Genomic DNA, 21417 nt, shown 5'->3' on the forward strand with positions numbered 1-21417 from the left:
GCGCWGACGGGCGGCCYGCTGACTCCCCCTCGGGGGGCAGCGACCCACACGAAGTGGGGGAGCGTGGGGGCCATCCAGGCCGGCGCCGGGCCGCCCCAAGGCGGCCTGCGGCCCCCTCGGGGGGCAGCGACCCACACGAAGTGGGGGAGCGTGGGGGCCATCCAGGCCGGCGCCGGGCCGCCCCAAGGCGGCCTGCGGCCCCCTCGGGGGGCAGCGACCCACACGAAGTGGGGGAGCGTGGGGGCTCTCAAGGCGCGGGAGTCTTGGGCTTGTAGTCGCACCAGGGCGCCACCGCGCACTGCCAGCACAGCGGCTTGCGCGCCATGCAGACATAGCGGCCGTGCAGGATCAGCCAGTGGTGGGCGTGCAGGCGGTAGGCCTCGGGAACCCGCTTCTCGAGCTTGAGTTCGACTTCGAGCGGGGTCTTTCCGGGGGCCAGTCCGGTGCGGTTGCCGATCCGGAAGATGTGCGTGTCGACCGCCATGGTGGGCTCGCCGAAGGCGACGTTGAGCACCACGTTGGCGGTCTTGCGGCCGACGCCCGGCAGGGCCTCGAGTTCGGCGCGTGTCCTCGGCACCTCGCCGCCGTGCAGCTCGACCAGCATGCGGCAGGCCTCGATCAGGTGCTTGGCCTTGCTGCGGTAGAGGCCGATGGTCTTGATGTAGCCCTCCAGGCCCTCGACGCCCAGGTCCAGGATCGCCTGCGGCGTGTTGGCGACCGGGAACAGCCTTCGCGTCGCCTTGTTGACGCCGATGTCGGTGGCCTGGGCGGACAACAGCACGGCGGCCAGCAGTTCGAAGGGCGTGCGGTACTCGAGTTCGGTCTCGGGTGTCGGGTTGGCGGCCTGGAGCGTGGCGAAGAACGGCTCGATATCTGATTTCTTCATCGTGGCCGGGAGTTTAGTGAGGCGCCCGGCCGCGCTGCCGCACGCTGCGACAATCTCCTTCTGCAACTCCTCCGAAGAAGGCTCTCATGCAATTCGCTTCCCGCCTCGACAACGTCGAAACCTCCGCCATCCGCGAACTCTTCAAGCTGCTCGGAACGCCCGGCATCATCAGCTTCGCCGGGGGATTTCCCGACAGCGCGATGTTCGATGTCGAGGGACTGAAGGAAGCCAGCGCGAAGGCGTTGTCGGAAGAACCGGGTGGCGCCCTGCAGTACGGCGCCACCGAGGGCTACGAGCCGCTGCGCACGCAGCTCAGTGCCTTCATGAAGACCAAGGGCGTCGAGGTCGATCCCAGCGGCCTGATCGTCACCACCGGCAGCCAGCAGGCGCTGGACCTGCTCGGCAAGACGCTGATCTCGCCCGGCGACAAGGTGATCGTCGAAGGCCCGACCTTCCTGGCGACGATCCAGTGTTTTCGCCTCTACGGCGCGCAGCTGATCAGTGCGCCGATCGACGCCCACGGCGTGCGCACCGACGAACTCGAAAGGCTCATCGCCGAGCACAAGCCGAAGTTCGTCTACCTGATCCCGACCTTCGGCAACCCGAGCGGCGCGCTGCTGAGCCTGGAGCGGCGCAAGAAGGTGCTCGAGATGGCGGTCAGGCACCAGACGCTGATCGTGGAGGACGACCCCTACGGCGACCTCTACTTCGACCAGGCGCCGCCGCCGTCGATCCTGTCGCTCGCCAGCGAGGTGCCCGGCAGCCGCGAGCTCGTCGCGCACTGCGGCAGCCTCAGCAAGGTGCTGAGCCCGGGTCTGCGCATCGGCTGGATGATCGGCCCGGCCGAGCTGCTGGCCAAGGCGACCATGTGCAAGCAGTTCAGCGATGCCCACACCAGCACCTTCGCCCAGGCGACGGCCGCGCAATACCTCAAGAGCGGCCGCATGCCGGCCACGCTGGCCCATGTGCGCAAGGTCTATGCGGAACGCGCGCTGGCCATGGGCGAGGCGCTGCAGCAGGAACTCGGTGACGCCGTCACCTTCACGCAGCCTGGCGGCGGCCTGTTCTTCTGGGCGCGCCTCACGGGCGCGAACGGCAAGATCGCCGATGCCAACGTGCTCGCCAAGCGGGCGATCGAAAAGCTCGTGGCCTTCGTGCCCGGCGCGCCCTTCTTCGCCGAGAAGCCGGATGTCGCCACCTTGCGCCTGAGCTTCGCGACGGCCAACGTCGAGAAGATCCGCGAAGGCATCGCGCGGCTCGGCGCGGCGCTGTAGCGCTGCACAGGCCGGTCAGTCCAGCAGGTCTGAATAATCCCCGTGGTCGAAGCCCTTGCTTGCGACCCAGGGTTCCGGCTTGGGCGCCGGGAGGCGCGTCGCAGTCAGCAGGTAGAACGACGTGCCGTGCGCATCGCTGCGCTCGATGCGGCGCGGGAACTGGCCCGCCACGTCCCAGTCCACCTGCGTGGTGGTCTCGCCCTGGACGCCGCGATAGCGCTGCACGCCCGAGCGGACGGGCCCGACGCGTTCCATGCGCTGCAGGCTGGCTGGTGCGATCAGCCAGTAGGCGGCATCCCACGAGCCCCCATAGCCCACGTTGCCATGGTGCGCGCGGTCGACTTCGATGACGCGGCGGGTCTTGTCGAGCACCACCTCGACGAGCTCGCTGCCGTCGGACCGGCGGGTGATGCGCAGAGGCGCACCCTGCGCCTCGTCGTGGGCGTGGCCGGCGTGCGGTCCGTGGGCGTGCGGATGGCCGTGTTCGAGGCTGGCGCGCAATCCCTCGGGCAGTTCGCGCTCGGTCCACACCGTGCCGGTGCGGCGGAACACGTGGTTGGTGTAGCGCGTCTCGCGCGTCACGCCATCGATGCCGACGACGCGCGTGACATGGCTCACGCGCAGGTTGAGTTCGGGCGCGGCGTTCACCGCCGCCGTGGTGACGGCGACCGGCGGGGCCACGGCGCTCGCGCGCTCCGCCGCCGTCGGCGCGGTCTCGTGCGCGAGCGCGTACGGGGCCGCGAGCAAGGCCGAGAGCAAGGCCAGGACCTGCGGCCGGAMTGGGCTCGAATGGGTTTTCATCTACGAATGGCAGGCCCTCAGAGGCCTGCCGCCTCCTTGACCTTGAAGAACACGCGGGTGTTGTCCATGGTGCCCTTGAAGTTCCTGGCGCCGGCGCCGCCCGCGAACAGCATCACGTCACCGCCGCCGTGCGTCTCGGAGCCCGGGGTGCCCAGGTTGATGCCCACTTCCTGCAGGAAGTTGTCCTGCGTGGTGTCGACGTTGGTCAGGTCGTCGCGCGAGGCGCCGCGCGCCGGAGCCACCCAGGGCTTGCTGCCGTCCTCCGGATTGACGTCGCTGCCGACGGTCGCGTTCGGGCGTCCGCCGTTGCCGAAGACCAGCGTGGTGTAGGGCTTGCCGTCGGACGCCTTGGCCAGCTGGCCGGTCTGGTAGTCGCGAACCTTGCCCAGGATCGGGTTGTTGATCTTGCTGTAGCCATTGAAGGCGATCGCGTGATCGTGGTCGGCCGTGACCACCACCAGTGTGTTCTTCAGGCCCGGGTCCTTCTTCTCCATGAAGGCCAGCGCGGTGTCGATCGCGGCGTCCATGGCGAGCGTGTCCTCCAGGGCCCGCTTGGCATTGCTGCCGTGCAACGCGTGGTCGATGCGGCCGCCTTCGACCATCAGGAAGAAGCCCTTGTCATTGCGGCTGAGCACCTGCAGCGCCTTCTCGGTCATCTGCGACAGGCTCGGCTGGTCCAGGTTCTGATTCACGCGGTCGAGTTCATAGGCCATCTCGCTCTGGGAGAACAGGCCCAGCAGCTTCGGCGTGGCGGTTGCATCGAGGGCGGCCAGCTTGGTTCCGCTGTCGACATAGGTGTAGCCCTTGGCTTGCATCGCCGCGACCAGGTCGACGTTGTCGGTGCGCTTGCTGCTGGGGTTGGTCGACTTGGGCAGGTAGTTGCGCTGGCCGCCGCCCAGGAGCACGTCGACGCCGTCCTTCAAAGCAGCGTTGTAGCGCGCATGGCCCGGCACCGACTGCTCGGCGATCGTGTTGTAGCCATTGCGGTTGCAGATGTGCGCATAGGTGGCCGCAGGCGTCGCGTGCCCGACGCGCGTGGTGGAGACGGCGCCGACCGATCGCCCGAGCGCCTTGGACAGCTCCAGCAGCGTGGCTGCCGGCTTGCCGTTGGCGGCGGTGCAGGTGGTGTCCTCGCCGCTGATGTACTGCGAGCCGTCGGGAGCGTAGGCCGCGGTGTCCTCGGACATGGAGATGACCTCGTTGTTCATCTTCACGCCGGTCATGTAGGCGGACATCGAGGGCGCGCTGTCGGTGGTCTGGCCGTCCTTCGAGAAGGTCTTCACGCGGGCGGCGTAGCCGAGCGACTGCATCGTCAGCTTCGCTCGCTCGGCCGAGAGCAGCGAGCCGGGCTGGGCGGCAAGCTGTTTCTCGCCCTTGTAGATGCGGGCCGCGGTGACGGTCACGGGACCCATGCCGTCGCCGAGGAAGAAGATCACGTTCTTCGCCTCGCCGGCGGCATGCGCGGCGCCGGCGAGGCCCGCGAGTGCGAGCGAAAGGACCAGGCCGGTGCTTCGAATGGTGGGAGTCATCAGTGGATTCCTTGTCTGTGTGGGTGGCTCAGAGGCCGATCGCGGTCTTGATGAGGCCGAACACTTCGTTGTTGGTGAGCACGCCCTTGAAGGTGCTGGCGCCCAGACCCTTGGCGCCGAGGAAGACGTCGCCGCCGCCATGCGTCTCGCTGGCCATCGGAACCACGGCTTCCTGCAGGTAGTCCGGGCTTTCGAGCATGGCGTCGTCGATCGGCCCGCGGGTGGGCAGGCGGTTCGGACCGTTGCCGAAGCCGAGGATCGTGTAAGGGTTGCCGCCCACGTCGGTGGAGGCGGCGCCGTTGACGTAGTTCTTCACCAGGCCCAGCACGCCGGGCTTGCCGGGCTCGGTCTTGCCGGTGCGCCTGGCATAGCCGTTCATCTGCAGCGAATGGTCGTGGTCGGCGGTGACCACGATCAGAGTGTTCGCCAGGCCCGGATCGAGCGCCTCCATCTTGTCCAGCGCGGCCTTGATCGCGTCATCGAAGGCCACCGTGTCCTGCAGCGCCCGGCGCGCATTGGTCGCGTGCAGTGCATGGTCGATGCGGCCGCCCTCGACCATCAGGAAGAAGCCCGCCTTCTTGGTCGCCAGGGCGTCGATGGCCTTGCCGGTCATCTCGGCCAGGCTCGGTTCCTTGGCCGGGTCGCGGTCCAGGTCGTAGCTCATGTGGCTCTTGGTGAAGAGGCCCGCGATGCGCGATCCGTCCACGGGCAGCTTGTCGAACTCGGACTTGTTCGAGGCGTAGCTGTACTTCGCGGCCTGCAGCTCCTTGACCAGGTTGCGCTTGTCGTTGCGGGTGCCGCCGTCTTCCTTGGGCGTGAAGTAGCTGCTGCCGCCGCCCAGGATCACATCCACGCCCTGGCCGAGCTTGGCGTTGTAGCCGGCGCCGCCGGGCACCAGTGCGGCGGCGATGGTGTTCTCCGCATCGCGGTGGCAGACGTGGGCGTAGGTGGTGGCTGGCGTGGCATGCGTGATGCGCGTCGTGCTGACGACGCCGGTGCCGTAGCCGGCGGCCTTCATCTGCTCGAGCAGGGTCTCGGCCGGGACGCCGTTGCCGGTGCCCGGGCAGGTGCTGTCGAAGTTGAGGTGGTAGGGCTTGCCGGCGGCGTCGACGGCCTGGGTCTCGGGCGACATGGAGATGACCTCGTTGTTCATCTTCACGCCGGTCATGTAGGCGGCCATCGAGGGCGCGCTGTCGGTCACCTGGCCGTCGTTGGAATAGGTGTGGACGAAGGCCGTCTCGGGCAGCTTGTCCATCGTCAGTTCGCCGTCCTCGCCGACGTGGTAGATGCGCGCGGCGGTCATCGTGGTGATGCCCATGCCGTCGCCCAGGAAGAAGATCACGTTCTTGGCGCGCGCGGCGGGCGCGGCGGGCGCGGCGGGCGTGACCGGCGTGGCCGGCGTGGTGCCGCCGTTTCCGCCCCCGGCGACCGGAAAGATCCCGCTACCGCCGCTTCCGCCCCCGCAGGCCGCCAACAGCAGGGACATGCCCAGCAGGGACGGATAGATCACCTTCTTTTTCATCGATGCTCCTCGAATTCCGAAGGCGCCGGACCCCATGTCCAGCGCCGCGAATGCTGGGGACTCTAGAAAAAAGATGTGACTCGGCTGTGACCTGACGAAAACCTGACGCGATGCAGGTCGATTCAGCCGAGGGCGCGGTCGAAGTCGGCGATGAGTTCGTCCGCCGACTCCAGCCCGACCGAGACCCGGACCAGCCCGTCGGCGATGCCCATCTCGGCGCGCACCACGGGGCCGGCTTCCCAGTAGATCGTCGGCGCGACCGGGATCACCAGCGTGCGGTTGTCGCCCAGGCCGGTGGCCTTGATCGCGAGCTGCAGCCGGTCGAGCATCGGCGGCATGCGTGCGCTGTCGCGCAGCTCGAAGGCCAGCAGCCAGGAGCCGGCCTTGAAGTGCCGGATCGCGAGCGCATGCTGCGGATGGCTTTCGAGCATCGGGTAGTGGACCCGGTCGACCGCCGGATGGGCTTCGAGGAAGCGCGCCAGCGCGAGCGCGGTGGCGCTGGTCTGCGCCACCCGCAGCGACAGGGTCTCGGCGCCCAGGCTGATGCGGTGGGCCTGCTCGGGTGCCAGCGTGCCGCCCATGTCGCGCAGGCCCTTCTTGCGGATCTGCTGCAGGCCCCATTGCCGCGGGTCCATCGCGCGGTAGCTGGCCGCGATGTTGGGATAGCCCCGCCAGTCGAACTCGCCCGTGTCGGTGACCGCGCCGCCCAGTGCCGCGCCGTGCCCCGCGATGGTCTTGGTCAGCGAGTTCACGACCAGCCCGGCACCTACGGTCTTCGGGCGGAACAGGGCCGGCGAGGTGATCGTGTTGTCCACCACGTAAAGCAGCCCGCGCTCGCGGCACAGCGCGCCGATGGCCTCGAGGTCRGGAATCTGGGTGCCGGGGTTCGCGACGGTCTCGACGAACACCATGCGGGTCTCGGGCCGCAGCGCCGCGCGAACCTGGTCCGCCGACCCGGCATCGACCTTGCTGACCGCCACGCCCAGATCGCCCAGCGTGCCGAACAGGCTGTTGGTATTGCCGAAGACGTAGCGGCTGGCCACCAGGTGATCGCCCGCGCGCAGCAGCGTCAGGAAGAGGGCGCTCAGCGCGGCCATGCCGCTGGCGAAGCAGATGCTGCCGATGCCCTGTTCGAGCCGGCTGATCTTGGCTTCGAGCGCGGCGGTCGTCGGCGTGCCCTGGCGGGCATAGCTGAAGCTGTTCTTGAGGGTGCCCTGGAAGACGCCGATCAGGTCCTCGACGCGGTCGAATCCGTACTGCACGGAGGTGTGGATCGGCTTGTGGATCGCACCATGCTCGACACCGCCCCGGCGATCGCCATGCAGCGTCTCCGAGCTGGGCGGAGGGAGTTCGTCGTCGGGCACGGTGGTCACCGCAGTACTTCGAGCAGGCGGTCGAGGCCGCCTTCGTTGATCGCGACCATCGCCTGTTCGCGCACCTTCGGCTTCGCGTGATAGGCCACCGAGAGGCCGGCCTCGCCCATCATCGGCAGGTCGTTGGCGCCGTCGCCCACCGCGATCGTCTCGGCGGCCGAGATGCCCAGCAGCGAAGCGACTTCCAGCAGCGTGCGGCGCTTCTCGGCACCGTCGCAGATGTCGCCCCAGGACTGCTGCACGACACTGCCGGTGAGCTGGCCGTCGGCTTCGTCGAGCAGGTTCGAGCGCGCGAAGTCCAGCCCCAAGCGATCCTTCACGCGGTTGGCGAAGAAGGTGAAGCCGCCCGAGACCAGCAGCACCTTGAGGCCGGCCGCCTTGCAGGCCGCGACCAACTGCTCCGCGCCCGGATTCAGCCGCAGCCGCTGGTCGTAGACCTGCTGCAGCGAAGCCACCGGAACGCCTTTCAGCAGGGCCACGCGGCGCCGAAGGCTTTCCTTGAAGTCCTTGATCTCACCGCGCATCGTGGCCTCGGTGATGGCCGCGACCTCGGCCTTCTTGCCGACCGCGTCGGCGATCTCGTCGATGCACTCGATGTTGATCAGCGTCGAGTCCATGTCGAACGCGATCAGTTTGAAATCGGCGAGCGCGAGCGGCGGCGTGAAGCGCTGGACGACCAGGCCGGGAGAGAGTTCTTTCATGCCGGTGCCGGCTCCTGTACTTTGGGTTGGCCCAGGCTGCGCAGCACGTCGCGCACCATCTGAGCGCGCTCCCTGGGTTCCTTCAGCTCGCGCTCGATGCGCAGCTTCTCGTTGCCCGCGAGCTTGATGTGCTTGTTCTTCTGGATCAGCTGGATGATGTTCATCGAATCGACCGGCGGGTCCTTCTTGAACGTGATGTGGATCACGCCCGGTGCGGCGTCGACCTTGACCACGCCGTAGGGCCGCGCCAGCACGCGCAGCCGGTGCACGTCGATCAGTGTCTGTCCCTGCGGCGGCAGCTTGCCGAAACGGTCGACGATTTCTTCCAGCAGGGTGTCGATCTGGTCGGGCGTCCTGGCGGTCGCGAGCTTCTTGTAGAACGACAGGCGCAGGTGCACGTCGCCGCAGTAGTCGTCGGGCAGGAGCGCCGGCGCATGCAGGTTGATCTCGGTCGTGACGGAGAGCGGCGCCAGCAGGTCGGGCTCCTGGCCGGCCTTGAGCGAACGCACGGCCTCGGCCAGCATCTCGTTGTAGAGCTGGAAGCCGATCTCCAGCATGTTGCCGCTCTGGTTCTCGCCCAGTACCTCGCCGGCGCCGCGGATCTCGAGGTCGTGCATCGCGAGGTAGAAGCCCGAGCCGAGCTCCTCCATCTGCTGGATCGCGTCGAGCCGCTGCGCCGCCTGCTTGGTCAGGCCGTCGATGTCCGGCACCATCAGGTAGGCGTAGGCCTGGTGATGGCTGCGGCCGACGCGGCCGCGCAGCTGGTGCAGCTGCGCCAGGCCGAACTTGTCGGCGCGGCTCATCACGATGGTGTTGGCGGTCGGCACGTCGATGCCGGTCTCGATGATGGTCGAGCACAGGAGCAGGTTGTAGCGCTGGGCCACGAAGTCGCGCATCACGCGTTCGAGTTCGCGCTCGGGCATCTGTCCGTGCGCCACTGCGATGCGCGCCTCGGGCAGGATCTGCTCGAGCTTCTGGCGCCGGTTCTCGATCGTCTCGACCTCGTTGTGCAGGAAGTAGACCTGGCCGCCGCGCTTCAATTCGCGCAGCACGGCCTCGCGGATCACGCCGGTGCCCTCGTTGCGAACGAAGGTCTTGATCGCGAGCCGCCGCTGCGGCGCGGTGGCGATCACGCTGAGGTCGCGCAGACCTTCGAGCGCCATGCCCAGCGTGCGCGGGATCGGCGTGGCCGTGAGGGTGAGCACATCGACCTCGGCGCGCATGGCCTTCATCGCCTCCTTGTGGCGCACGCCGAAACGGTGCTCCTCGTCGATGATCAAGAGGCCCAGGTTCTTGAACTTGACCGACTGCGACAGCAGCTTGTGGGTGCCCACCACGATATCCACGCTGCCGTCGCCCAGCCCCTTGGCGGCGGCGGTGATCTCCTTGGCCGAGCGGAAGCGGCTCATCTCGGCCACCTTCAGCGGCCACTTGGCGAAACGGTCGACCAGCGTCTGGTAGTGCTGCTCGGCCAGCAGCGTGGTGGGCGCCAGGAAGGCCACCTGCTTGCCGCCGGTGACCGCGACGAAGGCGGCGCGCAAGGCGACCTCGGTCTTGCCGAAGCCGACGTCGCCGCAGACCAGCCGGTCCATCGGCTGCGGCGAGATCATGTCCTGGATCACGGCGTGGATCGCGGCCTTCTGGTCGGCGGTCTCGTCGAATCCGAAGTCGTTCGCGAACACCTCGTAGTCGGCGGCCGAGAAACGGAAGGCATGGCCCTCGCGCGCCGCCCGGCGCGCGTAGATGTTGAGCAGCTCGGCGGCCGAATCGCGCACCTGCTCGGCCGCCCGGCGCTTGGCCTTTTCCCACTGGCCCGAGCCGAGCTTGTGCAGCGGCGCTTCGGAGGCAGAGACGCCGGTGTAGCGGCTGACCAGGTGCAGCTGCGACACCGGCACGTAGAGCGTGGCGCGGTCGGCGTACTCCAGGTGCAGCATCTCCTGCAGCAGCGGCTTGCCTTCGGCGTCCAGGCCCTGGCCCAGGTCCATGTTGACCAGGCCGCGATAGCGGCCGATGCCGTGCGCGGAGTGCACCACCGGGTCGCCGATCGCGAGTTCGCTCAGGTCCTTGATCAGCGCCTCGACGTCGCTGACCTGTTCCTGCTTCTTGTTGCGGCGCCGGGTCGCCGGCGCGGTGGCGAACAGCTCGGTCTCGGTGACGAAGTCGATGCCCTGTTCGCGCCAGGCGAAGCCCGCCACCAGCGCGGCGGTCGCGATGCCGATCTTCTCGTCGGGCGAGGCCTCGAATTCGGCCAGGGAGTCGAAGGCCGGCGGGCCGACGCCGCTGGCGCGCAGGAAATCGAGCAGGCTCTCGCGCCGGCCATCGCTCTCGGCGATCACGAGCACGCGGTGCGGCGTGCTGCGGATATGTTCCTTGAGCTTGAGCAGCGGGTCGTCGGCGCCGCGCACCACCGCGAAGGGCGGCAGGGCGTCGAACTCGGCGTAGGGCGGCACGTCGGCGGCCGCCTCGCCGCGGATGGCCAGCTGCGCATGCGGTTTGGCGCGCTGGTAGAACTGCTCGGCATTCAGGAACAGCGCCTCGGGCGGCAGCGCGGGCCGTTCGGGGTCGCCCTGCACCAGCCGGTAGCGCTCGCCCGTGTCCTGCCAGAAATGCTGGAAGGCCGGCTCCAGGTCGCCGTGCAGCACCACCGTCGCATCGGCGCCCAGGTAGTCGAAGACGGTCGCGGTTTCCTCGAAGAACAGCGGCAGGTAGTACTCGATGCCKGCCGTGGCGACCGCCTGCCCCATGTCCTTGTAGATCCGGCTGCGGGTCGGGTCGCCCTCGAGAAGCTCGCGCCAGCGGCTGCGAAAGCGCGTCCGCGCGTCGTCGTCCATCGGGAACTCGCGGCCCGGCAGCAGCCGCACCTCGGGCACCGGGTAGAGACTGCGCTGGGTGTCCGGGTCGAAGGTGCGGATCGAATCGATCTCGTCATCGAACAGGTCGACCCGGAACGGCACCGGCGAACCCATCGGGAACAGGTCGATCAGGCCGCCGCGCACCGCGTACTCGCCCGGGCTCACCACCTGCGTCACATGGGTGTAGCCGGCCAGCGTGAGCTGGGCCTTGAGCTTCGAATCCTGCAGCTTCTGGCCGCTCTTGAAATGGAAGGTGTAGCCGGCCAGGAAGGCCGGCGGCGCCAGCCGGTAGAGCGCGGTGGTGGCGGGCACCAGCACCACGTCGGCCTCTTTCTGGCTGATGCGCCAGAGCGTCGCGAGCCGCTCGCTGATCAGGTCCTGGTGCGGCGAGAAGCTGTCGTAGGGCAGGGTCTCCCAGTCCGGAAACAGCGCACAGCGCAGGCCCGGCGCGAAGAAGGCGATCTCGTCGATCAGCCGCTGCGCGTCGTTGGCGTCGGCGGTGAACACCGCGGTCGCGCGGCCGGCCGCTTTCTCGCGTTCGGCCAGCTGCGCCAGCATCAGCGCGTCGGCCGACAGCGGAGGGCGCGGCAGCGTGAAGCGCTTGCCCGCCGTGAGTTGGGGGAGGTCCATGGAGGTGCCCGGGAAATGCAGAACACCCCGCGCCGGTCGGCGAAGGGTGTGCGAAGCCCGATTCTAGAATGGCTGCCCTTTAGTCGCTGGCCGCAATTCATCCCATGTCCGCTTCTCGTCTTTTCGTCCTGATCCCCTGCGCGGGCTCGGGCAGCCGTGCCGGCAGCACCGGCCCCAAGCAGTACCAGCGGATCGCCGGCCGTCCGATGGTCGAGCACACGCTGGAGGCCTTCCGCGCCCTGGCCGGAACCTTCGCCGGCCTGGCGCTGGTGGTGGCGCCGGCCGATCCCGACGTCGGCATCGTGCTGCCGCGCTTCCCGGCCACGGGCGAACACCTGCTGCGGGTCGGCGGCGCCAGCCGCGCCGCGACGGTGCGCAACGGGCTGCGCTCGCTGCGGCAGCTCGGCGCCGACCCGCACGACTGGGTGCTGGTGCACGACGCCGCGCGCTGCCTGGTCACGCCGAGCCAGATCGAGGCCCTGATCGCGGCCTGCGAGCACGACGCGGTCGGTGGCCTGCTGGCCCACCGGCTGGCGGACACGCTCAAGGTCGCCACGCCCGAAGGCCGGGTTGCGAGCACGCCGACCCGCGCCGACAAGTGGCTGGCCCAGACGCCCCAGATGTTCCGCATCGGCATGCTGCTCGACGCGCTGGAGCGCAGCGGCGATGCGGTGACCGACGAGGCCAGCGCGATCGAGGCCATCGGCCTGGCACCGCTGCTGGTGCCGGGCAGCGCGCAGAACTTCAAGCTCACCTATGCGGAGGACTTCGCGCTCGCAGAGTCGATCCTGCGCAGCCGCCGGAGCACGTCATGAACGGTTTCGACATCCGCATCGGCGAGGGCTGGGACGTCCATCAGCTGGTGGCCGGCCGCAAGCTGATCCTCGGAGGCGTCGAGGTGCCCCACAGCACCGGCTTGCTGGGCCATTCGGACGCCGACGTGCTGCTGCATGCGATCACCGATGCGCTGCTCGGTGCTGCCGGGCTCGGCGACATCGGCCGCCATTTCCCCGACACCGATGCGCAGTTCAGCGGCGCGGACTCGTCGGTGCTGCTGGCCGAGGCGGCGCGCCGCGTGCGTGCCGCGGGCTGGCAAGTGGGCAACATCGACAGCACCGTGATCGCACAGGCGCCGAAGCTGGCGCCACACATCCCGGCGATGTGCCAGCGCATCGCCGCCGCGCTCGGCATTGCGGTCGAGCAGGTGAACGTCAAGGCCAAGACCGCCGAGAAGCTGGGCCCGGTGGGCGAGGGCAGGGCGATGGAAGCGCGCGCCGTCGTCCTGCTGCACCGTTAGGCCGGCGCCTGCCTTGGGCAGCCAAAGGCGTCTGCGACCGCGGCCGCGACCTTGGCCTGCCCACGTCGCATCGTTCTGCAAGGCGGGGAATCGCTTCCAACGGTGCCTGCTGCTTTCACCAGGAAGAGTTCAAAGGCTCTTCAATCCGCCCATGCACAGGTACTTCACCACCACGTAGTCGTCGATGCCATACGACGAACCTTCGCGGCCCAGGCCCGACTGCTTCACGCCGCCAAAAGGTGCCACCTCATTGGAGATCAGGCCGGTGTTGATGCCGACCATGCCGTATTCCAGCGCCTCGGCCACGCGCCAGATGCGGGCGATGTCGCGGCTGTAGAAATAGCTGGCCAGGCCGAACTCGGTGTCGTTGGCCATCTGCACCACCTCGGCGTCGGTGCGGAAGCGGAACAGCGGCGCCAGCGGGCCGAAGGTTTCCTCGCGTGCCACCAGCATGTCGGGGCTGGCGTTGGCCACCACGGTGGGCTCGAAGAAGGTGTGGCCGAGTGCGTGGCGCTTGCCGCCGGTCAGCACTTTGCCGCCCTTGGCGAGGGCGTCGGCGATGTGCGACTCGATCTTGTCCACCGCTGCTTCGTCGATCAGCGGGCCCTGTTCGACGCCGGGCTCGGTGCCCGCGCCCACCTTCAGCGCCTGCACGGCCTTGACGAGTTTGGCGGCGAAGGCGTCGTACACGCCGTCCTGCACATAGAGGCGGTTGGCGCAGACACAGGTCTGGCCGGCGTTGCGGTATTTGGAGGCGATGGCGCCGGTCACGGCTTCGTCCAGGTCGGCGTCGTCGAAGACGATGAAGGGCGCGTTGCCGCCAAGTTCGAGCGACAGCTTTTTGATGCTCGGCGCGCTCTGCGCCATCAGCAGCCGGCCGACCTCGGTGGAGCCGGTGAAGCTGAGCTTGCGTACGATCGGGTTGGCGGTCAGTTCGCCGCCGATGGCGCGCGCATCGCCTGTCAACACGCTGAACACGCCGGCCGGCACACCGGCCTCTTCGGCCAGCACCGCCAGCGCGAGCGCGGAAAACGGCGTGCTTTCGGCGGGCTTCAGCACCATGGTGCAGCCGGCCGCCAATGCGGGCCCGGCCTTGCGGGTGATCATCGCGGCCGGGAAGTTCCACGGTGTGATGGCGGCGCAGACGCCGATCGGTTCCTTCACAACCAGCAGTCGCTTGTCATTCGCCGGTGACTGCAGCGTGTCGCCGTTGACGCGTTTGCCCTCTTCGGCGAACCACTCGATGAACGACGCGGCATAGGCGATCTCGCCCTTGGATTCGGCCAGCGGCTTGCCCTGTTCGGCCGTCATGATGGCGGCCAGATCGTCGGCGTTCGCCAGCATCAGGTCGTTCCACCTGCGCAGGATGGCGCTGCGCTCCTTGGCCGTCTTGCGGCGCCAGCCAGCCCAGGCGGCCTGCGCGGCCAAGATCGCGCGGCGGGTTTCGGCCGCGCCCATTTCGGGCACATGGCCGAGCACGTCGCCGGTGGCCGGGTTCGTCACGGCGAAGCTGGCACTGCTGTCGGCATCGCACCAGCGGCCGTCCAGGTAAGCCTGTTGGCGGAAGAGCTCCGGTTTGCGGAGTTTCAACATACGAATCCTTCAATCAAGTTGTGGGGCGCAATCTCATCCGCCGCGTTTGGCGGCACGACCGCGCAGCCATTCGAGCGCGAGCAGCAGGGAGGTAGAGAACAGGATCAGGATCGTCGCCAGCGCGGCAATCGTCGGGCTGATGTTTTCCCGGATGCCGGTGAACATCTGGCGCGGCAGCGTCACCTGCTCGGCGCCGGCCAGGAACAGCGTGACCACCACTTCGTCGAACGAGGTGGCGAACGCGAACAGCGCGCCCGAGATGACGCCCGGCGCGATCAGCGGCAGGGTGATGCGAAAGAAGGTGGTCAGCCGCCCCGCGCCCAGGCTCAGGCTGGCACGCACCAGGTTGTGGTTGAAGCCCTGCAGCGTGGCCAGCACGGTGGTGACGACAAACGGCGCACCGAGCGCCGCATGGGCCAGGATCAGCGCGGTGTAGCTGTCCGACAGGCCCAGCGGCGCGAAGAACAGATACATGCCCACGCCGACCACGATCACCGGCACCACCATCGGCGAGATCAGCACGGCCATCAGCAGGCCCTTGCCGCGGAACTCGGCCTTGCTGAGGCCAGTGGCTGCCAAGGTGCCGAGCACGGTGGCGATCACGGTGGCGGCCGGTGCCACGATGAAGCTGTTCCTGGCGGCGCGCATCCACTCCTCGGCCTCGAACAGGTTCTGGTACCAGCGCATCGAGAAGCCGGTGATCGGGTAGGCCAGGAAGCTGCTGTCGCTGAAGGACAGCGGCACGATGGCCAGGATCGGCAGCACCAGGTACAGCAGCACCAGCGCGCACAGGCCACGCAGCGTGTAGTACCAGGCGCGCTCGGCCAGCGAGGTATAGGGCGGGAAGGTGGGGAGCAGTGTGCGCATCGGGTTCACCTCACATTGGCGTTGGCATTGGTCTTGGAGATGCGCTGGTAGGCCGCGTACAGCACCAGCGTGGCCACCAGCAGCAGGGCACCGAGCGCGCAGGCCATGCCCCAGTTGACGGCCTGGTTGGTGAAGTAGGCGACGTAGTAACTCACCATCTGGTCGCCCGGACCGCCGAGCAGCGCGGGGGTGATGTAGTAGCCGATGGCGGTGATGAACACCAGCAGCACGCCGGCGGCGATGCCGGCATAGGTCTGCGGCACGTAGACGCGCCAGAACGCGGCGAACGGGTGGCTGCCCAGCGAGATGGCCGCGCGCTGGTAGGTCGGCGGAATGGCTTTCATCACGCTGTACAGCGGCAGGATCATGAAGGGCAGCAGGATGTGCACCATGGAAATGGTCACGCCGGTGCGGTTGAACAGCAGGGCCAGCGGCGTGTTCGTAACGCCCAACGCCATCAATCCGGTGTTGACCAGACCCGACTGCTGCAACAGCACCACCCAGGCGGCGATGCGCACCAGCACCGACGTCCAGAACGGGATCAGCACGCAGATCATCACCAGGTTGGCCTGGCGCGCCGGCAGGGTGGAAGCCCAATAAGCCAGCGGGAACGCGATCAGCAGCGCCAGGCCGGTGGTCAGCGCGCCGATCCACAGCGTGCGGCCGAAGATGTCAAGGTAGATGGCGGCATCCGGCGGGGCCTTGTGGATGTTGCCGAAGTTGTCCTGCTGCAGGTCGAGCGCGGCCAGCAGGAAGAAGGGCGTGGTGCGGCTGGCATTCTTGGCGATGGCCTGCCAGTAGGGCAACTCGCCCCAGCGCGGGTCGATGGCGATCAGGGCTTCCCTGGCGTGTGCCGCATCACCGTCGACCGGCATGGCGCGCGCGGTCTTGGTGACCAGCGAGCGGTAGCCGCTGATCTCGTTGTTGAGCCGGCGCGCGAGTTCGCCCGCGCTGTTGCCCTGGCGGGCGGTGGCCAGGTCGGCGGCCAGGGCGCTGTAGGCGGCATCGGGCGGCAGGGCCTGGCGGTCCCACTTGGCGAGCACCGCCACGGTCTGCGGCAATGCGTTCGGAATTTCAGGGCTGGACACGGCGCGCTGCAGCAGCGCGGCGATGGGCACGGCGAACACCACCAGCAGAAATAGCGCGAGCGGGGCGATCAGCGCGAGYGCTGACGCCCTCTTGCGCATCTCGGCGCGGCGCAGCTCCTGCTTGAGCCGCCGCTGGCTGGCGGCGGTCGCCGTGGTGGGGGTGGCTTCGTCGTTCATGGTCGGGGCGGACGCGGCACCGCCCGGTGATGGCGGCAGGGCGGTGACGGCGTTCATCTTGGCAGTCTTGACAAGTGACCGGCTTACTTGGCCGCCCAGGCGGTGAAGCGCTGCTGCAGCTCTTCACCGTGGTCGGTCCAGAAGGCGCCGTCGAGCAGCACGGCGTTCTTGCTGTTGGCCGGCGCGTTGGGCAGGTCGGCCAGGGTCTTGGCGTCGAGCATCTTGATGGCGGCCTGGTTCACCGGGCCGTAGGCGATGTTCTTGGCATAGGCGGCCTGCTGCGCCGGTGCCACGCTGAAGGCGATGTATTCGAGCGCCAGGTCCTTGTTCGGCGTGCCCTTGGGGATGGCCCAGTAGTCGAGGTCGTAGATGCCGCCGTCCCACACCACGTTCAGCGCCTTGCCTTCGCGGCGCGCGGCGTCGATACGGCCGTTGAAGACGGTGCTCATCACCACGTCGCCGGCCACCAGGAACTGCGGCGGCTGCGCACCGGCTTCCCACCACTGGATGAAGGGCTTGATTTCGTCGAGCTTCTTGAAGGCGCGGTCCACGCCTTCCTTGGTGGCCAGCACCTTGTACACGTCCTTGGCGGGCACGCCGTCGGCCATCAGGGCGAATTCGAGGTTGTACAGCGCGGTCTTGCGCATGCCGCGTTTGCCGGGGATCTTCTTCACGTCCCAGAAATCCTTCCAGCCGGTGGGGGYGGTCTTGAGCTTGTCGCTGTTGTAGCCCAGCACGGTGGACCAGACGAAGATGCCCATRCCGCATTCCTGCGGAGCTTCGGGGATGAAGCTGCTCTTCGCGCCGATCTTGCTGTAGTCGAGCTTCTCGTACAGGCCTTCTTCGCAGCCGCGCGCCAGGTCGCCGGTTTCCACTTCGACCAGGTCCCAGGTCACGCGCTTGGCCYCGACCATGGCTTTCACCTTGGCCTGTTCGCCGTTGTACTCAACGCCGACGATCTTGTTGCCGGTCTGTTTCTCGTAGGGCTGGGTGAATGCCGCTTTCTGGGCATTGCCGTTGGCGCCGCCGAAGTTGACGACGGTCAGATCCTTGGCATTGGCCAGGCCACAGGTCAGCAGCGCGGCAGCCGCGGTGGAGTAGAGGGTGAAGCGTTGCATGGTGAAAAGCCTTTCAGTTTTGGCGGGGGCGGGGGCGGGGGAAGAAGACTCAGGAAAAGATGCGCAGGTGTTCGGGTTCGAATGCGAGGGCGACCGGTTGCCCCGGTGCGAGACGCGCCAGCGCGGGCGTGTCGAGCGGCACCTTGACGAAGCATTGCGGCTGGTCGGCGAAGTCGCACTGCAGGCGTACGTGGTCGCCGAAATAGATCATGCCGGCGGCACTGCCGCGCAGGATGTTGCCGGCCGCTGCGGTGTCGGCTGCGTCCACCAGCCGCATGCGTTCGGGGCGGATGCTGGCGGTGGCCGTCTGGCCGGGCGTCGCTTCGCCGATGCGCATGCCGCGCAGCACATGGCCGCCGGGCAGGTTCAGCGTGCAGCGGTCGCCGTCGCGCTGGCCGATCTGGCCTTGCAGGCGGTTGCTGTCGCCGATGAAGCTGGCCACGAAGGCGTTGCCCGGCGTTTCATACAAGGCGCCGACGGGATCGATCTGCTGGATGATGCCCTGGTCGAACACGGCCACGCGGTCCGACATGGTGAGTGCCTCACCCTGGTCGTGCGTGACGTAGACGAAAGTCACGCCGAGCTGGCGGTGCAGCGCCTTGAGTTCGAGTTGCATGTGTTCGCGCAGCTGCTTGTCGAGCGCGCCGAGCGGCTCGTCCATCAGCACCAGCTGCGGCTTGAACACCAGCGCGCGGGCCAGGGCGATGCGCTGCTGCTGTCCGCCCGAGAGTTGCGCGGGGAAACGTTCGCCGAAGGTTTCCATGCGCACCATCTGCAAGGCTTCGTGCACCTGGCGCTGGCGCGCTTCGCCGCCGATGCCGCGCACCTGCAGCGGGTAGCCCACGTTTTGGGCTACCGTCATGTGCGGGAACAGCGCGTAGTTCTGGAACACCATGCCGATGTTGCGCTTGTGCGGCGGCACGCGGTTGAGCAGCTTGCCGTCGAGCCGGATCTCGCCGCTGGTGGGGAATTCGAACCCGGCCAGCATCATCAGGCAGGTGGTCTTGCCCGAACCCGAAGGGCCGAGCAGGGTCAGGAATTCACCACGGTAGATGTCCAGGTCGAGCTGTTTGACGACCAGGTGTTCTCCATCGTAGGTCTTCTTCACGCCACGGAAGCTGACGAGGACGTCGTTGTCGCTGTGGTTGTCGTTGCGCATGATGGTGGGTTCCAGCGGGGGGTGGTTGGCTTCAGGCTTGGCGCAGCGCGTCTTCCAGGATGTCCAGCGCCTCGTCGAAGGTGGTGTCGGCAATGGTCAGCGGAAACAGGAAACGGATCACGTTGCCATAGGTGCCGCAGCTCAGCAGCAGCAGGCCATGGGCCAGCGCGTGTGACTGCACCTTGCGCAKGAATTCGACGTCGGGCTCGCCGGTGGTGGGGTGGCCGAACTCCACCGCCACCATGGCGCCGGGGCCGCGCACGTCGGTGATCTGCGGCACTTCCTTGCGGATGCGGTCGAGCCGGGCCTTGAGCTTTTCGCCAAGGCCTTGCGCACGCTCGGCCAGTCGTTCCTCGGCGATCACGTCGAGCACGGCATGCGCCGCGGCCACCGCCAGCGGGTTGCCCGCATAGGTGCCGCCCAGGCCGCCAGGCTGCGCCGCGTCCATCAGCTCGGCGCGGCCGCACACCGCCGACAGCGGCATGCCGCCGGCCAGGCTCTTGGCCAGCGTCATCAGGTCGGGCAGCACGTCAAAGTGCTCCATGGCGAACAGCTTGCCGGTGCGGGCGAAACCGGTCTGCACCTCGTCGGCGATCAGCAGGATGCCGTACTGGTCGCACACCGCGCGCAGGGCGCGCATGAACTCGGGCGGCACCATGTAGAAGCCGCCTTCGCCCTGCACCGGCTCGATGATGATGGCCGCCACGCGGGCAGCGTCGATGTCGGCCTTGAACAGCTGCTGCAGGGCCTGCAGTGCCGCATCCACCGTCACGCCGTGCAGCGCGTTCGGGAAGGGCAGGTGGTAGATGTCGCTGGGGAAGGGGCCGAAGCCGACCTTGTAGGGGGCGACTTTGCCGGTCAGCGCCATGCCGAGCATGGTGCGGCCATGGAAGCCGCCGCCGAAGGCGATCACGCCGGGGCGGCCGGTGGCGGCGCGGGCGATCTTCACCGCGTTTTCCACCGCCTCGGCGCCGGTGCTGAAGAACGCGGTCTTCTTGGCATGGCTGCCGGGTGTGACGCTGTTGATGCGCTCGGCCAGTTCTACATACGAGGCGTAGGGCACGATCTGGTAGGCGGTGTGGGTGAAGCGGTCGAGCTGCGCGCGGATCGCGGCGACCACTTTCGGATGGCGGTGGCCGGTGTTGAGCACGGCGATGCCGGCGCTGAAGTCGATGTAGCGGCGGCCTTCCACGTCCCACAGCTCGGCGTTCTCGGCGCGGTCGGCGTAGAAGTTGCACATCACGCCCACGCCGCGCGGGGTGGCGGCATCTTTGCGTTGTTGCAGTGTCTGGTTGTTCATTGGGTGGTCCTCGGTTCGGCTGGCATCGGTTGAAGCGTGGCCGGAGTGTCGAGACTTTCGGTCCTATACTGAAGAGCCATTTGATGCATTCTCATGGAACCACTTTCTAGGGGTAAGCATGGACTCCATCCTGTCCGATTGGCTGCTTGAACATCTTGACACCGCTGCCGAGGAGCCCGCCTACCGCCAGTTGTTCCGCCTGCTTCAGCAGGCCATCCTCTCCGGGCGGCTGGCCGCCGGTGCCAAGTTGCCGTCCTCGCGCACATTGGGTGCCGATCTCTCGATTGCACGCAACACCGTGATCCAGGTCTACGAGCAACTGCTGGCCGAGGGTTACGTCGAAACACAAAGTGGCAGCGGCACCTATGTGGCCGACACCACGCCCGACCGCGTGGACGAAGGCCCGGCCGGCGCGCCGCGCCGCGCCGTGCGCGACCGCCACCGCCTGTCGGCGCGCGGCAAGCGCACCATCGAACTCAGCGGCGTGTCCAAGCAGCAGTGGGGCGCCTTCATGCCCGGCGTGCCGGACGTGACCGAGTTCCCGCTCAAGTCATGGAACCGCCTGCAAAGCCGCATCTGGCGCAACCCCAAGCCCGAACTCATGACCTACGCGCCCGGTGGCGGCTACCGGCCGCTGCGCCGCGCCCTGGCCGACTATCTGCGCGTGGCCCGCTCGGCCAACTGCCAGCCCGAGCAGATCGTCATCACCACCGGCATCCACCAGTCGGTGGACCTGGCGGTACGCCTGCTCTGCGACGTGGGCGACCAGGTGTGGATCGAGGAGCCGTGTTACTGGGGGCTGCGCGGCATCCTGCTGTCGTCCGGGCTGAAGCTGACGCCGATCCCGGTCGATGGCGAAGGCATCAACCCCGACGCGAAACACCTGGCGCGCCCGCCGCGGCTGATCATCTGCACGCCGTCGCACCAGTACCCGCTGGGCATGGTGATGAGCCTGGCGCGGCGGCGCATGCTGCTGGAGTACGCGCGCCTGCACAACTGCTGGATCATCGAGGACGACTACGACAGCGAATTCCGCTTCGGCATCCGCCCGCTGGCCTCGTTGCAGGGGCTGGACAACAACGGCCAGGTGATCTACCTCAGTAGTTTCAGCAAGACTCTGTTTCCCGGCATGCGCGTGGGCTACATGGCCGTGCCGGCGCCGCTGGCCGACCTGTTCTCGCTCGGCCTGGCCGAGCTCTACCGCGAAGGCCAGCTGATGCAGCAGGCGGTGCTGGCGGAGTTCATCAACG

General features: G+C 68.0%; 17 protein-coding genes. 4 read left to right on the forward strand and 13 right to left on the reverse strand.

Going from position 1 to position 21417, the window contains the following annotated elements; translation table 11 throughout:
* Positions 1 to 247 precede the first annotated feature (247 nt).
* A complete protein-coding gene (nth, locus tag AC1D2K_RS08395) occupies positions 248 to 886 on the reverse strand; it encodes an endonuclease III (protein ID WP_478087852.1) in 639 nt (212 codons plus the stop codon).
* Between the two features lie 86 nt (positions 887 to 972).
* Here nth and AC1D2K_RS08400 point away from each other — a divergent pair, with 86 nt between their 5' ends.
* Positions 973 to 2160 carry an aminotransferase-like domain-containing protein gene (locus tag AC1D2K_RS08400; RefSeq protein WP_478087854.1) on the forward strand — a complete coding sequence of 396 codons (1188 nt, stop codon included), beginning with the start codon at positions 973 to 975 and terminating at the stop codon, positions 2158 to 2160.
* A 15-nt stretch (positions 2161 to 2175) separates the two neighbouring features.
* Here the strand turns inward: AC1D2K_RS08400 and AC1D2K_RS08405 are convergent, their stop codons facing one another.
* The 6 genes from AC1D2K_RS08405 to mfd form a co-directional block, all read right to left on the reverse strand.
* Positions 2176 to 2961, reverse strand: coding sequence for a hypothetical protein (locus AC1D2K_RS08405; RefSeq protein WP_478087855.1), 786 nt, complete (start codon positions 2959 to 2961; stop codon positions 2176 to 2178).
* 17 nt (positions 2962 to 2978) lie between these two features.
* Entirely contained in the window at positions 2979 to 4490 is a 1512-nt protein-coding gene (locus tag AC1D2K_RS08410) for an alkaline phosphatase (RefSeq protein WP_478087856.1), read from the reverse strand.
* 28 nt (positions 4491 to 4518) lie between these two features.
* On the reverse strand, positions 4519 to 5976 hold the full coding sequence (locus AC1D2K_RS08415) for an alkaline phosphatase (RefSeq protein ID WP_478087874.1): 1458 nt from the start codon (positions 5974 to 5976) through the stop codon (positions 4519 to 4521).
* A 158-nt stretch (positions 5977 to 6134) separates the two neighbouring features.
* Positions 6135 to 7385 carry a cystathionine gamma-synthase family protein gene (locus AC1D2K_RS08420; RefSeq protein WP_478087858.1) on the reverse strand — a complete coding sequence of 417 codons (1251 nt, stop codon included), beginning with the start codon at positions 7383 to 7385 and terminating at the stop codon, positions 6135 to 6137.
* Complete coding sequence (gene serB / locus AC1D2K_RS08425) at positions 7382 to 8086, reverse strand: phosphoserine phosphatase SerB (RefSeq protein WP_478087859.1); 705 nt, start codon at positions 8084 to 8086, stop codon at positions 7382 to 7384. The genes AC1D2K_RS08420 and serB overlap by 4 nt, the downstream gene beginning before the upstream one ends.
* A complete protein-coding gene (gene mfd / locus AC1D2K_RS08430; protein ID WP_478087860.1) occupies positions 8083 to 11568 on the reverse strand; it encodes a transcription-repair coupling factor in 3486 nt (1161 codons plus the stop codon). The genes serB and mfd overlap by 4 nt, the downstream gene beginning before the upstream one ends.
* Before the next feature lie 104 nt (positions 11569 to 11672).
* On the opposite strand from mfd, the gene ispD reads away from it, so the two are divergent.
* Both ispD and ispF read left to right on the forward strand, forming a co-directional pair.
* Positions 11673 to 12383 carry a 2-C-methyl-D-erythritol 4-phosphate cytidylyltransferase gene (ispD, locus tag AC1D2K_RS08435; RefSeq protein WP_478087862.1) on the forward strand — a complete coding sequence of 237 codons (711 nt, stop codon included), beginning with the start codon at positions 11673 to 11675 and terminating at the stop codon, positions 12381 to 12383.
* Entirely contained in the window at positions 12380 to 12865 is a 486-nt protein-coding gene (gene ispF / locus AC1D2K_RS08440) for a 2-C-methyl-D-erythritol 2,4-cyclodiphosphate synthase (RefSeq protein WP_478087863.1), read from the forward strand. The genes ispD and ispF overlap by 4 nt, the downstream gene beginning before the upstream one ends.
* A gap of 129 nt (positions 12866 to 12994) precedes the next feature.
* Here ispF and gabD read toward each other — a convergent pair whose 3' ends face one another.
* The 6 genes from gabD to AC1D2K_RS08470 all read right to left on the reverse strand — a co-directional run bounded on the left by gabD (position 12995) and on the right by AC1D2K_RS08470 (position 20167).
* On the reverse strand, positions 12995 to 14458 hold the full coding sequence (gabD, locus tag AC1D2K_RS08445; RefSeq protein ID WP_478087864.1) for an NADP-dependent succinate-semialdehyde dehydrogenase: 1464 nt from the start codon (positions 14456 to 14458) through the stop codon (positions 12995 to 12997).
* 33 nt (positions 14459 to 14491) lie between these two features.
* Entirely contained in the window at positions 14492 to 15325 is an 834-nt protein-coding gene (locus tag AC1D2K_RS08450; protein ID WP_478087866.1) for an ABC transporter permease, read from the reverse strand.
* A 5-nt stretch (positions 15326 to 15330) separates the two neighbouring features.
* Positions 15331 to 16590, reverse strand: a complete 1260-nt coding sequence (locus tag AC1D2K_RS08455) for an ABC transporter permease (protein WP_478087875.1) — start codon at positions 16588 to 16590, stop codon at positions 15331 to 15333.
* A gap of 83 nt (positions 16591 to 16673) precedes the next feature.
* The gene (locus AC1D2K_RS08460; protein WP_478087868.1) at positions 16674 to 17708 is read right to left on the reverse strand and encodes an ABC transporter substrate-binding protein; all 1035 of its coding nucleotides are present in this window, start codon (positions 17706 to 17708) and stop codon (positions 16674 to 16676) included.
* Between the two features lie 49 nt (positions 17709 to 17757).
* Positions 17758 to 18867: an ABC transporter ATP-binding protein gene (locus tag AC1D2K_RS08465; protein WP_478087869.1), complete on the reverse strand. Its 1110-nt coding sequence runs from the start codon at positions 18865 to 18867 to the stop codon at positions 17758 to 17760.
* Between the two features lie 31 nt (positions 18868 to 18898).
* Positions 18899 to 20167, reverse strand: a complete 1269-nt coding sequence (locus AC1D2K_RS08470) for a 4-aminobutyrate--2-oxoglutarate transaminase (protein ID WP_478087870.1) — start codon at positions 20165 to 20167, stop codon at positions 18899 to 18901.
* A gap of 118 nt (positions 20168 to 20285) precedes the next feature.
* On the opposite strand from AC1D2K_RS08470, the gene pdxR reads away from it, so the two are divergent.
* A partial coding sequence (pdxR, locus tag AC1D2K_RS08475) for a MocR-like pyridoxine biosynthesis transcription factor PdxR (RefSeq protein WP_478087872.1) occupies positions 20286 to 21417 on the forward strand: 1132 nt, incomplete at its 3' end.

The sequence above is a fragment of the Variovorax sp. P1_H12_2 genome (assembly GCF_056405335.1).